This is a genomic window from Azospirillum brasilense (assembly GCF_007827815.1).
Lineage (GTDB): Bacteria > Pseudomonadota > Alphaproteobacteria > Azospirillales > Azospirillaceae > Azospirillum > Azospirillum brasilense_C.
This window is the reverse complement of the sequence record NZ_VITH01000006.1, coordinates 341835-354656: the sequence shown is the minus strand read 5'-3', so window position 1 is coordinate 354656 and position 12822 is coordinate 341835. Positions and strand designations below refer to the sequence as shown.

Below are 12822 nucleotides of genomic sequence, written 5' to 3'. Positions count from 1 at the left end.
ATGGGTTTCGGGCCGGTGGACAGGGCGGCGCGGCCGCCGCCAAAGACAAGGGTCCAGTCGCGAAGGAAGTGCCTGATGAACATGGTTCCAAACACCTCCGCCTGGAGGGATGCCGGGGACGGGGGACGCGAACGGCCGGCCGCCGCGCCGCCGCGTCTGATCGTCGGGATTTCCGGCGCGTCCGGGGTGATCTACGGCATACGGATGCTCCAGACCCTGCGGCTGCTCGGGGTGGAGACGCACCTCGTGATGTCGCGCTCGGCGGAGATCACCGCGGCGATGGAGACGGGCTGGAAGATCGCCGACATCCGCGCGCTGGCCTCCGTCGCACACCCGATCGACGACATCGCGGCGTCGATCTCGTCGGGGTCCTTCCGCACCCTGGGCATGGTGGTGGCCCCCTGTTCCATGCGCAGCATGTCGGAGATCGCCTGCGGCACCACGACAAGCCTGCTGAGCCGGGCCGCCGACGTCGTGTTGAAGGAGCGGCGGCGGCTGGTCCTGATGGTGCGCGAGACGCCGCTGCATCTCGGGCATCTGCGCACCATGACCGCGCTGTCCGAGATGGGGGCGATCCTGGCCCCGCCGGTCCCGGCCTTCTACGCCAAGCCGGCGGATCTGGACGACATGATCGACCACACCGTCGGCCGGGTCCTGGACCTCTTCGACCTGGACAGCGGAAAGGTCCGCCGCTGGGGCGAAACGGCCCGGCGCTCCGGCCGTTCGCCCGCTCATCGGGATCCGGAACGGGCCGCCGAGCCGGCCGGTGATTCCGTGTTGGACACCTGAGGGAACCACGGTGCGGCGCCGTCCTGGCGCCCTTCGACCCTGCGAGATCGTCATGGACCTGCGGCAACTCCAGTATTTCGTCTGCCTGTTCGAGGAGGGCAACGTGACGCGGGCCGCCCGGCGCCTGAACGTGGTGCAGCCGGCGCTCAGCATGCAGATCGCCAAGCTGGAGGCGGAGCTGAACGAGAAGCTGTTCGAGCGCAGCTCCCAGGGCATGATCCCGACCGCCGCGGGGCGGACCATGTACCGGCTGTTCCTGCCGATCCTCCGCGACATCGCCGCGGCGAAGCAGGAGATCAGCAACCTGTCGGGCCGGATTTCCGGCCACGTCGCCATCGGGCTGATCGCGTCCGTCACCCAGTCGGCGCTGTCGCAGACGGTCGAGCGGTTCTCGAGCCAGTATCCCAGCGTCGAGCTGGACGTCACCGAGGGCTACACCGCCAATTTCGTGGAGCAGGTGACCACGGGGCAGCTCGACATCGCGCTGATCAACCGCTCCCGCAAGAAGCTGGCGCTCACCACCGAGGACATCCTGCAGGAGGAGATGGTCCTGGTCAGCGGCACGGCCCAGGGCCCGGCGATCGTCGAACCGGTGCGGCTGGCCGACCTGTCCCGCTACCGTCTGGTGATCCCGTCCAAGCGCCACGGCCTGCGCGCGGTGCTCGAGCAGGAGATGGAGGCCCAGGGCATCGACCTGAAGCCGAAGCTGGAGATCGACTCGCTGATCTCCATCGCCGAGCTGGTGGCCCGGACGGACTGGGTGACGGTGCTGCCCAGCATCGGCGTCCATCGCGGCCTGGCCGACGGCACGCTGCGGGCGCACCGGATCGTCGACCCGGCCATCGCCCGCACGCTCGCCTGGATCCACAACCCGCGACGCCCGCTCAGCCTCGCCGCCGTCCGCTTCATGGAGATCATGAACGAGCGGCTTCTGGAGGCGGCGCGCTCGACCTCGTCGGTGACAGCGGACCATCACGCAAAGTGATTTCCTTGATTGAAATAGCTTATTTGCCCGCCTGACCGCCGCCGGGATTAGCTGGCGCCTGCCCGGTGCCGCGGCCCGCCGCCGCGCGGCCTCGCGCCGGCCCGTTCCCGACGCGCCACGGCCGTCCAAAGACAATGGAGGAAACAGACATGACCATGACCGACAGCCATCGAACGACCGGCCGCCTTTCGACCGGACAATGGATCGGCGGCGCGTGGATTCCCGGCCGGACCACGGCGGACAGCCTCAACCCCATGGACGGCACGGTCGTCGGAGCCTTCGCCGATGGCGGACGGGACGAGGCGGACGCCGCCATCGCGGCGGCCAGCGCCGCCTTCGAGCGGACGGAATGGGCGCAGAGCCCGCGCCTGCGCCAGACCGTCCTGCTGGACTGGGCGCGCAACCTGGAGGCGCAGGCCGAGGATCTCGCCCGCCTGCTGACCCTGGAGAACGGCAAGGTCCTGGCCCAGTCGCGCGGCGAGATCGCCGGGGCCATCTCGGAGATCCGCTATTACGGCGGCCTCGCCCGGCACATCCCCGGCCATGTGCTGGAGGTCGAGCCCGGCGTCGTCTCCACCATGCTGCGCGAACCCGCCGGCGTGGCCGCGCTGATCATTCCCTGGAACGCGCCGGCCGTCCTGCTCGCCCGCGCCATCGGGCCGGCGCTCGCCTGCGGCTGCACCGTCGTGGTCAAGCCGGCGGCGCAGACCACGCTGCTGACCGCCGCCTTCCTGCGCGCCCTGTCCGAGGTGCCGGGGCTGCCGCCCGGCGTCTGCAACATGGTCAGCGAAACCGGGCACGCCGCGTCGGCCCGGCTGGTCGAGTCTCCCCTGGTGGACGTGCTGAGCTTCACCGGGTCGACCGCAACCGGCAAGCGGATCATGGCCACCGCCGCCGAGACCATGAAGAAGCTGTCGCTGGAGCTGGGCGGCAAGAGCTGCTGCGTGGTCTTTCCCGACGCCGACATCGCCGCCACAGCGGCCCGCATCGCCGCCGCCGCCACCATCATCTCCGGGCAGCAATGCACCGCCGCCCGCCGGGTGCTGGTCCATGGCTCCGTTTACGACGCGATGAAGGAGCAGCTTCGCGCGGCGCTGGCGTCCATCGCCGTCGGCGACGGCATGAATCCGGCCATGGGCATGGGGCCGCTGATCGACACGGCGGCGCGCGCCCAGGTCCAGGGTCAGGCGGAGCGCGCCTTCGACCTGTGCGACGAGGTGGTCCTGCGCGGCGGCGTGCCGGACGGACTGCCGGCGGCCGGCGCCTTCCTCACCCCGTCGCTGGTCGCGCACGGCGACACCGCCGCCTTCTTCTGCCAGGAGGAAATCTTCGGTCCCTTCCTGGTGCTGGAGCGCTTCGAGGACGAGGCCGAAGCGGTGGCGAAGGCCAACCACACGGTGTTCGGGCTGTCGGCCAGCGTCTGGACGACGGACGGCGCGCGCGCCCTGCGCATCGCCCGCGCCCTGCGCAACGGCACCGTCTGGATCAACGACCACAACCGCCTCTTCGCCGAGGCCGAGACCGGCGGCTACCGCCAGAGCGGGCTCGGCCGGCTGCACGGCTACGACGCCTTCGCCGACTTCACCGAACTCAAGCACATCTGCCAGAGCGTCGGCCGGGTTTCGTAACTCCGGGACGCCGGACGACCGGCCCGCCTCCGCCGGTTCCGGCGGGCCGGTTGTCCCACCACGACGCTCCGGGCCAGGACACTCTGGGACCGAGCGTTCGGCCATGGGATGGCCGCGGTTTCCTTCGCGTTCGTGACGCGACCGTCCGCTTGACCGCCGTCAAGGATAGTCGCACCAAATCAGTCAACTTTCTCCGGCATGGCGCACGGCCAACGCCGCTCAAGGCCCCTCCGTTCCACGAAGGTTTGCCTCGGGGGCCTGACCCAGGAGAAACGAACGCATGACGGAACGCTTCACCAAAGCGGCCGCCCGAAACATCTTTTACGGCGGATCGCTCTTCTTCTTCGCCGCCTTCGTCTCGCTGACGGCGGCAAGCCACATCTACGTCGTCAACACCGGAACCGACAGCAAGGGGCTGACCGACAGCGTCGCCCGCGGCAAGCATGTGTGGGAGAAGAACTCCTGCATCAACTGCCACACGCTGCTGGGCGAGGGCGCCTACTTCGCGCCGGAGCTGGGCAATGTCTGGATCCGCTACGGCGGCGACAAGGACCCCGAGGGGGCGCGCGCCGCCCTGGCCGGCTGGATGGCCGCCCAGCCCAGCGGCATCGAGGGCCGCCGCCAGATGCCGCAGTTCCACCTGACGGAGCAGGAGGTCAACGACCTCGCCGCCTTCCTGGAGTGGACCAGCCGCATCAACACCCAGAACTGGCCGCCCAAGATTTCCGGCTGACGAAGGACGAAAGGCCATGAAATACGAATCCCAAAAGGTCGCGCTGCCCTACTTCTACGGCGCGCTGGCCCTGTTCGGCGTTCAGCTCCTGGTCGGCCTGCTGGCCGGCACGGTCTATGTGCTGCCCAACGTCCTGTCGGAACTGCTGCCCTTCAACATCCTGCGGATGATCCACACGAACGCGCTGATCGTCTGGCTTCTGATGGGCTTCTTCGGCGCCGCCTACTATCTGATCCCGGAAGAGGCGGAGCGCGAGCTGCACAGCCCGAAGCTGGCCTACATCCAGTTCGGCCTGTTCATGTTCGGCGCGCTGGCCGCCGTCGTCGGCTACGTCTTCCGCATCCATGAGGGGCGGGAGTTCCTGGAACAGCCGACGTGGATCAAGGTCGCCATCGTCGTCGTCGCGCTGATGTTCCTCTACAACATCTCCATGACGGTGCTGAAGGGCCGGCGGACGGTCATCACCAACATCCTGGTGATGGGGCTGTGGGGCATCGCGATCTTCTTCCTGTTCTCCTTCTACAACCCGACCAACCTCGCGCTGGACAAGATGTACTGGTGGTACGTCGTCCATCTCTGGGTCGAGGGCGTGTGGGAGCTGGTGATGGCCTCGATCCTCGCCTTCCTGATGATCAAGATGACCGGCGTCGACCGCGAGATCGTCGAGAAGTGGCTCTACGCCATCGTCGGGCTGGCCCTCTTCTCCGGTCTGCTGGGCACCGGGCACCATTACTACTGGATCGGCACGCCGGGCTACTGGCAGTGGATCGGCTCGCTGTTCTCGACGCTGGAGGTCGCCCCCTTCTTCTTCATGGTCGTCTTCGCGGTGAAGATGGTGCTGAAGGGCGGGCGCGATCACCCGAACAAGGCCGCCCTGCTGTGGTCGGTCGGCTGCGCGGTGACGGCCTTCTTCGGGGCCGGCGTCTGGGGCTTCCTGCACACACTGTCCTGGGTCAACTACTACACCCACGGCACGCAGGTGACGGCGGCGCACGGGCATCTCGCCTTCTTCGGCGCCTATGTGATGATCAACCTCGCCATCTTCAGCTACGCCATGCCGCATCTGCGCGGCGTCGCGCCCTACCACCAGACCCTCAACAAGGCCAGCTTCTGGCTGATGACCGGCGGCATGACGGTGATGACCTTCGCCCTGACCTTCGCCGGGGTCGTGCAGGTCCACCTGCAGCGCGTGATGGGCATGGACTACATGACCGTCCAGGCGGAGATCGCCCCCTTCTACTGGGTGCGTCTGGCCGCCGGTGCGGCGGTGTTCATCGGCGCCGCCCTCTATCTCTACGCTCTGCTCGGGCCGGTGCCCGCGTCTCGCAAGACCACCGGGATCGGCGCGGCCGTCCAGCCCGCCGAGTGATCAGGGCCTTCCCCTCCTCCGCACGCCGGGGGAGGGGGCCTCTCTTTTCCGCCTTCCGTTTTCGCCTTTCGCTTTCGAGGAGACCCCCATGACCCGCAGCGCCCTGAAGGCCGTCGCGGACGACCTCGACATTCCCTACTACAAGGCCGTCGGCGACGAGTGCGAGCTGTTCGAGCACGCCTTCCGCCACCGCCTGCCGCTGTTGCTGAAGGGGCCGACCGGCTGCGGCAAGACGCGCTTCGTCTCGCACATGGCCGCCCGGCTGGGGCGCCCCCTCTACACCGTGTCCTGCCACGACGACCTGACCGCCGCCGACCTGACCGGGCGTTACTTGCTGAAGGGCGGCGACACGGTATGGGCGGACGGCCCGCTGACCCGCGCCGTGCGCGAGGGCGCCGTCTGCTACCTCGACGAGGTGGTGGAGGCCCGCAAGGATGTGACCGTCGTGCTCCACCCGCTGACCGACGACCGCCGCCTGCTGCCGCTCGACCGCACGGGGGAACTGCTGGAGGCGCCGGACGATTTCATGCTGGTCGTCTCCTACAACCCCGGCTACCAGAACGTCCTGAAGGCGCTGAAGCCCAGCACGCGCCAGCGTTTCCTCGCCATCGAATTCGACTTCCCGGCTCCGGAGGACGAGGCCGCCATCGTCGCCCGTGAAAGCGGCCTGCCGGAGGGGCGCGTCGCCCCGCTGGTCCGTTTGGCCGGCGCGCTGCGCGCCCTGAAGGGCCAGGACCTGGAGGAAGGCGTCTCCACCCGCCTACTCGTCTATTGCGCCACGCTGATCCGCTCCGGCGTCAAGCCCGAGCGGGCCATCCGCACCGCGCTGATCGAACCGCTGACCGACGACGCCGACGTGCGGCAGGCGCTGCTGCGCGTCGCCGACATCGCCCTCGGGTAAGCGAAACAAGGAAATCGGACCATGCTGTCGCTGCTCGAGCCCGAGGAGTTCATCGGCCGCCACTGGCACCGTCTGGTCGGCGGCCGGTCGAGCCTGCCGCACCATCCGGACGCCGCGGTGACGCTGGAGGCGATCCGGCCCCGGCTGGCGGTGTTCTTCCGCGGGCTGGGCGGTGACCGGGGCGTGCGGCTGGCCGCCGCCGCGCGGGCGTCCTCGGGCCATCGGCTGTCGCTGCTGGAGCGCATCGGCCTCGGCACCGAGCGTCTGGAACGGCCGGCGCTGGACGGCGACGTGCTGCAGTTGCCGGCCCTGCTCGACGTGTTTCCCGACGCGGCGTTGAACGAGCGGCTCTACGAATGGCTGGCCGCCTATTTCGCCCACGCCGAGGCCGACGGCGAGGCCCCCGCTGACCCGCTGCGGGCTGATGTGCGGGCGTTGCGGCAGGCCCATGCGACCACCGTGCGGGTCCTCGCGCGCTGGCCGGGGCTGGCCCGCCTGCACGGTGAGCTGTGCGCGGCGCTGATCGCCGTGCGGCCCCGGCGCTCCCTGCCGAAGGACGAGGCGATGGTGGAGGCGGCGGTGCTGGCTTTGCTGGGGGCCGGCGACGGCGGTGAGGTGCTGGACGCTGCGGTTCCCCTGGACCGCTTCACCGCTCCGGCCGGCTACCGGCCGTTCCTGCCGGTGCCGCTGTGGGGCGAGGTGTCGGGGCCCGCGCGCTCCGGCGCGCGCCCCGCTTCCGATGCCACCGCCGAGGACGGGGCGGCCCCCGCCGCCGAAGGCGACGGCCAGCGCCGCAAGGCGACGCGGCGCGACAGCGATCAGGTGCAGCGCGAGGACCCGCTGATCCTGAACCGCTTCGAGAAGATCTTCGGTCTGGCGGAGATGATGAACATCCCCCGCCCGGTCGATGACGACGACGAGGACGCCGCCCGGCAGGCCGCCGACGACATGGAGGAGATCGCGCTGGCCCAGCATCAGCGCAAGCCCTCGACCCGCCTCAAGCTCGATCTCGATCTGGCGCCCGCCGCCGTGGACGCGGCGCCGCTGACGGCGGTGCTGACCTACCCGGAATGGGACCACCGCCGCCGCGCCTATCACCCGGCCCATTGCCGCGTCGTCGCCGAACCGGCGCCGGAGGACGGCGAGGACTGGGCGCCCGACGAGGCGGCGCAGCGCCGCATCCGGCAGGTGCGCCGCCAGTTCGAGGCCTTGCGCCCCAAGCGCATGGTCTTCACCGGCCAGCCGGACGGCGACGATCTCGACCTCACCGCCCTGGTGCGCCGCTGCGCCGACCAGCAGGCGGGCGGGGCGGGCAGCGACCGCGTCTATCAGGCGGCGCGCAACGCGGCGCGCGATCTGGCGGTGGCGGTCCTGGTCGACACCTCGTTGTCGACCGACGGCTGGGTCGACGGGCACCGCGTGCTGGACGTCGAGAAAGAGGCCCTGCTGGCCTTGTCCAACGGGCTGAACGCCTGCGGCGACCCGCACGCCATCTTCGCCTTCACATCGAAGAAGCGCGACTGGGTGCGGGTGCAGACGGTCAAGGAATTCGACGAGCCCCTGAACGCCCGCGTGCAGCGCCGGATCCAGGCGCTGAAGCCCGGCCATTACACGCGCATGGGGGCGGCGCTGCGCCACACCGCCGCCCGTCTGGCGGAGCGGCCCAACCGCCACCGCCTGCTGATCCTGCTGTCGGACGGCAAGCCCAACGACGTGGATCATTACGAGGGGCGCTACGGCATCGAGGACACCCGTGTGGCGATCCAGGAGGCCCGCCGCCAGGGCATCGCCCTGTTCGGCATCACCGTCGACGCCGAGGCCCGCGATTATTTCCCCTACCTGTTCGGCCGGGGCGGGCACGCGATCTTCCCGCAGGTGACGCATCTGACCAAGGCGCTGCCGGCGCTCTACCGGCAGGTGGTGGGGTAAGGCCCCCTGGCACCGGCCGACCGCCGCGTGCGTCACCGTGAGGGCAGGCGCCGGTGCAGCCGGGATTGGGACGCGTCGTCAGGCCGTTCCGCATTCCGCAAGGCCGGAGCCGGTTTCTGGGCGGTCGACCGGGTGGAGGTGCCGCGCACGCGGCGCCACGCCAGCAGCGCGAACAGGGCGCCCGTCGCCAGGGCGGTCAGGTCGATGCCGGCTATTCCCCACAGCCCGCGCGCCAGCGTCACCCCGAGATGGGCCTCGCTGGTCAGGGCGTTGAGCAACGGCAGGGCGGTCCACAGCAGCGCCGCCGCCGCCAGCTGCTCACCCCAGGCCCGCTGAACGCCGCGCAGCGCCGGGTGCAGGGCCGCCAGAAACCACGCTGCGAAGAAGACGAGGGCTTCTGTCGTCTCCCGCCCGGCCAGCCCGGCGGGCAGCAGCCGGTTGGCCCAGAAATACGCGGCGATGGCGATGGGCAGCCCGACCATCACCGCCAGATTGGCGCCGTCGGCCAGCCGCAGGCCGAAGGAGGGGACCGTCTCGCGCTTGCGCCGCTTGATGATCCAATAGACCTGCCCGGTGCCGATCATCGCGGTGCCGGCCAGCCCGCACAGGATCATCGCCAGCCGCAGCGGCGTGTCGGCGAAGCGCATCATGTGCAGGCCATAGGCGCCGGCCCGCGTCGCCGCCGCTCCGCCCGTCCCGTCCCAGACCGTGCGCACCGCGCCGGTCGTGCCGTCGAACAGGATGGCTTCCGGCGTGATCACCACCCGGTCGGAATCGGTGCGCTTGAGAAGGATGGTGGCGGCGGCGTCGCCCGGGTTGTCGATGACGATCCACCCCGGCCGCCCGCCGTCCCAGCGCCGCGCCGCCTCGGCCAGCAGCGGTTCGATGGCGGTGAGCGGGGCGGCCCGTCCCGCGGCCGGCGGCGGCGGTGGTTCGGCATAGACCGCCGTGTTGAAGGCCGCGGGCCGGTCGCCGAAGGCCGCCTGAAGACCCCAGGGCATGTAGAGCAGCATCAGCGGCACCAGCCCGGTCACCGTGATCAGCGCGTGGTAGGGCAGCACGATGATGCCCAGGGCGTTGTGGACGTCCATCCACAGCCGCGTGCGCGACCGTCCGGGGCGGACGGTGAAGAAGTCCCAGAAGACCCGCCGGTGGATGACGAAGCCGGTGATCAGCGCCACCAGCAGGGCCACCCCGGCGGCGCCGATCAGATAGCGCCCCACCAGGCCGGGAACGCGCAGGTCGAAGTGGAAGTAGTAGAGGAAGTCGCCGCCGAAGGTCGCCCGCGCCTGCACCGGGCGGCCGTCGTCCGGCTCCAGCCACAGCTTGCGGAAGGCGGGCTGTATCCCCGGCGGGTTGTAGACGTAGACCTGGGTCGCGGTCCGCCGCTCGTCGGGCATGGTGATCAGCCAGCGGCGCGCCTGCGGCGCCTCGCGCCACAGACTGGCGATCGCCGCCGCCGCCGCGTCGGGGCTGTCGGTCGCCTCGACCCGCTCGGGCTGCATCCAGCGGGTGATCTCGAAGCGGGCGTAGGCGGTGGTTCCGGTCAGGAAGACGCAGAACAGCAGCCAACCCACCACCAGCCCGCCCCAATTGTGCAGCCACGTCATCGACAGGCGGAAACTGCCGTTCATACCCCGGCTCCCGTCATGCTTTTCAACAGTGAGACCGCCGCCCAGACCGCGGCCGTCAGGCCGGCGGTCCAGGCCAGGGCGCGCCGGGCGCTGGCCGCGGCGAACACCATCACCACGGTCAGGACGCAGGGCAGCAGCGCCGCCATGGTGGCGGTCAGCACCGCCTCCGCCCGGTCCTGCACCGCCGGCAGCGCCAGGGACAGCGCCGCCGCCGTTCCCGCCGCCAGGGCGTAGCCGCCGCCGACGGCGGTCACGACCCGCAGCGCGATCTCGGTCTTTCGCGTCACCAGGAATACTTCAGCGAGCCGATCACGGTGCGGCGCAGGCCGTAGTAGCAGTTGGTCGCCCGCGAGCAGGCCGCGACATACTCCTTGTCGAAGAGGTTGTTGGCGTTGATCGCCGCCTGCACGCCCTGAAGCTGCGGGCTCAGGTAGGACAGGTCGTAGCGCAGCGCGGCGTCGACCAGCGTGTGGGACGGCACCTTGAAGCTGTTGGCCGGATCGCCGTAGGTGAAGCCGACGTAGCGCAGGCCGAGCCCGCCGCCCAGGCCGGCCAACGGGCCGTCCTGCACCGTGTAGTCGCCCCAGGCGGCCGCCGAATGGGTCGGCACGGCGACCGGCCGCTTGCCGCGGTCGGCGCCGTTGCTCTTGGTCACCTCGGCGTCGAGGAAGGTGTAGCTGGCCACCGCGTTCAGTCCGGCGCCAAGGCTGACGCGCGCCTCCGCCTCGAAGCCGCGCGAGCGGACCTCGCCGGTCTGGATGTTGTAGTTGGTGTGCAGCGGGTCGGCGGTGGTGACGTTCTGCTGGGTGATGGTGAAGGCCGACAGGGTGAACAGGCTGCCGGAGCCCGGCGGCTCGTATTTCAGCCCGGCCTCGTACTGCTGGCCGGTGGTCGGCTCGAACGGGTTGCCGAAGAAATCACTGCCGGAGGTCGGCTCGAAGGATTCCGAATAGCTGGCGTAGGGCGCCAGACCGTTGTCGAACAGGTAGAGCGCCCCGACGCGGCCGGTGAAGGCGTCGTCCTGCTGCGACGTCCGCCCCTGGTTCAGCCGGTTGCGCTGCTGCGTCTCGGCCCAGTCCTTGCGCCCGCCCAGCAGGACGGCGAGGCCACCCCATTTGATCTGGTCCTGGGCGTAGACGCCGGTCTGGGTGATGCGGGTGGCGGTGCTCTGGTAGATCGGCGGGGTGGCGATCGGCAGCCCGTAGACCGGGTTGAACAGGTCGAGGTTCGGCGCCACCGCCTGCCCGCGCAGCGTGTCGCTCCGCAGCCGCTGGTGATCGACGCCGGCCAGCACGGTGTGGCGCAGCGGGCCGGTGTCGACCTTCACCTGGACCTGGTTGTCGACGGTCAGGTCGTAGGCGCGCTCGCGGGCCGAGAAGCTGGTGCGCCGCGTGGTGCGCTGGTCGGGCAGCAGGCCGGACGCGTAGACCTGCTTGAGGTCGAGGTCGTTGTGCAGGTAGCGGGCGTTCTGGCGCACCGTCCAGCGCTCGTCGAACCGGTGTTCGAAGCGATAGCCGACGCTCATGGTCTTGCGGTCCCAGTCGTTGAAGTTGGGATCGCCCGTGAAGAGCTTGGTCGGCAACTTGCCGTTGGGGTTGGGCAGCACGGTGCCCTGGGCCGGCAGGTAGTTCAGCGGCGAATCGTCGTAATTGTCACGCTGGTAGAGGCCGATCAGGGTCAGGCTGGTGTCGTCGGTCGGCCGGATGGTCACGGTCGGGGCGGCGGCCAGCCGGCGGCGCTCGGCGATGTCGGTCTGGGTGTCGCTGTCCAGCGCGACGCCGGCGAAGCGGTAGGAGAGCCGACCGTCGCCGGTCACGTCGCCGCCGATGTCCAGCGCGGCCTGCTTGCGGCCCTGGTTGCCGGTTTGCAGCAGGATCTCATGCCGGGCGTCGGGGGAGGGCTGCTTGGTCACCATGTTGACCAGACCGCCGGGGCTGGTCTGCCCGAACAGCACCGAGGCCGGGCCCTTCAGCACCTCGACCCGCTCGAACAGGTAGGGGTCGATGCCGGAGGTCAGGAAGCCGCTGCCCTTCAGCCGCAGCCCGTCGAGATACTCGTTGAAGGACACGCCGGTGGTGCCGTTGCCGCCGAAGCCGCGCACCGAGATGCCGTCGCCGCCGAAGGAGGAGGAACCGCCGTTGCGGGCGGTGGTGACGCCGGAGGTGTAGTTCAGGACGTCGGCCAGACTGCGCGCCGCCTGGGCGTCCATCTGGTCGCGGGTGACGACGGAGATCGACTGCGGCGTTTCCAGGATCGGCGTGTCGGTCTTGGTGGCGGTGGCGCTCTGGCGCGCGGCGTAGCCCATGACCGGGCCGGTCGCCCGCTCGCGCGTGCCCTCGACGGTCACCGGGTCCAGCACCGTCTCGCCGGCTTGCTGCCGCGACAGCACGGCGCGGCCGGGGCCGGTCATCTGGTACGACACGCCGGTGCCGGACAGCAGGCGGCGCAGCGCCTCGTCGGCGCTCATGGTGCCCGACACGCCGGGCGAGGTCAGGCCGCGCGCCACCTCGGCCGGGAAGCCGACCTCCCAGCCGCTGGCCGTGCTGAAGGCGTTGAGGGCCGTCACCAGCCCCTGCGGGGCGATGTCGAAGCGCTGCCCCGTCACTTGCCCGCCCATCGGCCCAGACGCTTGGGCCACCTGCCCGCCGGTCGTCGCCGGCGCCGCCAGGGCGGTGCTTCCCGCCGCCACACCCAATCCGGCCACCGCCGACGACAGCAGCGCCGCCCGCAGCAGGGCCGTCCCCCGACGCCCCCCCCGCGCACCCCGATCCATCATCCCCGCACCCATCGTAACGCTTTCCCCATGATCGCGACGTATCGACCGGCCGGAGCACGCCGCTTGTTGCAATTGCGA

Annotated in this window: 10 protein-coding genes; 7 read left to right on the top strand and 3 right to left on the bottom strand. The window is 70.4% G+C overall.

Annotation, left to right across the window (positions count from 1 at the left end):
• Positions 1-75 precede the first annotated feature (75 nt).
• From FBZ83_RS14720 to FBZ83_RS14690, 7 genes are all read left to right on the top strand, one after another.
• Positions 76-789, top strand: a complete 714-nt coding sequence (locus FBZ83_RS14720) for a UbiX family flavin prenyltransferase (RefSeq protein WP_282186902.1) — start codon at positions 76-78, stop codon at positions 787-789.
• Positions 790-841: 52 nt separating this feature from the next.
• Complete coding sequence (locus tag FBZ83_RS14715) at positions 842-1774, top strand: LysR family transcriptional regulator (RefSeq protein ID WP_145684099.1); 933 nt, start codon at positions 842-844, stop codon at positions 1772-1774.
• Positions 1775-1923: 149 nt separating this feature from the next.
• Complete coding sequence (locus FBZ83_RS14710) at positions 1924-3402, top strand: aldehyde dehydrogenase family protein (protein ID WP_247888307.1); 1479 nt, start codon at positions 1924-1926, stop codon at positions 3400-3402.
• A 280-nt stretch (positions 3403-3682) separates the two neighbouring features.
• Positions 3683-4135, top strand: coding sequence for a c-type cytochrome (locus FBZ83_RS14705; RefSeq protein ID WP_014199532.1), 453 nt, complete (start codon positions 3683-3685; stop codon positions 4133-4135).
• Between the two features lie 16 nt (positions 4136-4151).
• Positions 4152-5504 (top strand): cbb3-type cytochrome c oxidase subunit I, encoded by a 1353-nt coding sequence (locus FBZ83_RS14700; RefSeq protein WP_145684097.1) that lies wholly within the window; start codon positions 4152-4154, stop codon positions 5502-5504.
• Between the two features lie 88 nt (positions 5505-5592).
• Positions 5593-6405: a CbbQ/NirQ/NorQ/GpvN family protein gene (locus FBZ83_RS14695; protein ID WP_145684095.1), complete on the top strand. Its 813-nt coding sequence runs from the start codon at positions 5593-5595 to the stop codon at positions 6403-6405.
• 21 nt (positions 6406-6426) lie between these two features.
• Entirely contained in the window at positions 6427-8334 is a 1908-nt protein-coding gene (locus FBZ83_RS14690; RefSeq protein ID WP_145684093.1) for a nitric oxide reductase activation protein NorD, read from the top strand.
• 32 nt (positions 8335-8366) lie between these two features.
• Here FBZ83_RS14690 and FBZ83_RS14685 read toward each other — a convergent pair whose 3' ends face one another.
• From FBZ83_RS14685 to FBZ83_RS14675, 3 genes are read right to left on the bottom strand one after another with little or no spacing between them, the layout of a single operon-like run.
• The gene (locus tag FBZ83_RS14685) at positions 8367-9968 is read right to left on the bottom strand and encodes a PepSY-associated TM helix domain-containing protein (RefSeq protein WP_247888306.1); all 1602 of its coding nucleotides are present in this window, start codon (positions 9966-9968) and stop codon (positions 8367-8369) included.
• On the bottom strand, positions 9965-10255 hold the full coding sequence (locus FBZ83_RS14680) for a hypothetical protein (RefSeq protein WP_145684091.1): 291 nt from the start codon (positions 10253-10255) through the stop codon (positions 9965-9967). The genes FBZ83_RS14685 and FBZ83_RS14680 overlap by 4 nt, the downstream gene beginning before the upstream one ends.
• Positions 10252-12744 (bottom strand): TonB-dependent siderophore receptor, encoded by a 2493-nt coding sequence (locus tag FBZ83_RS14675; protein WP_247888305.1) that lies wholly within the window; start codon positions 12742-12744, stop codon positions 10252-10254. The genes FBZ83_RS14680 and FBZ83_RS14675 overlap by 4 nt, the downstream gene beginning before the upstream one ends.
• Between the last annotated feature and the right edge of the window lie 78 nt (positions 12745-12822).

Coding starts and splice junctions, on each gene's coding strand:
- FBZ83_RS14720 (WP_282186902.1), top strand. CDS start 76: ATGAACATGGTTCCAAACACCTCCGCCTGGAGGGATGCCGGGGACGGG.
- FBZ83_RS14715 (WP_145684099.1), top strand. CDS start 842: ATGGACCTGCGGCAACTCCAGTATTTCGTCTGCCTGTTCGAGGAGGGC.
- FBZ83_RS14710 (WP_247888307.1), top strand. CDS start 1,924: ATGACCATGACCGACAGCCATCGAACGACCGGCCGCCTTTCGACCGGA.
- FBZ83_RS14705 (WP_014199532.1), top strand. CDS start 3,683: ATGACGGAACGCTTCACCAAAGCGGCCGCCCGAAACATCTTTTACGGC.
- FBZ83_RS14700 (WP_145684097.1), top strand. CDS start 4,152: ATGAAATACGAATCCCAAAAGGTCGCGCTGCCCTACTTCTACGGCGCG.
- FBZ83_RS14695 (WP_145684095.1), top strand. CDS start 5,593: ATGACCCGCAGCGCCCTGAAGGCCGTCGCGGACGACCTCGACATTCCC.
- FBZ83_RS14690 (WP_145684093.1), top strand. CDS start 6,427: ATGCTGTCGCTGCTCGAGCCCGAGGAGTTCATCGGCCGCCACTGGCAC.
- FBZ83_RS14685 (WP_247888306.1), bottom strand. CDS start 9,968: ATGAACGGCAGTTTCCGCCTGTCGATGACGTGGCTGCACAATTGGGGC.
- FBZ83_RS14675 (WP_247888305.1), bottom strand. CDS start 12,744: ATGATGGATCGGGGTGCGCGGGGGGGGCGTCGGGGGACGGCCCTGCTG.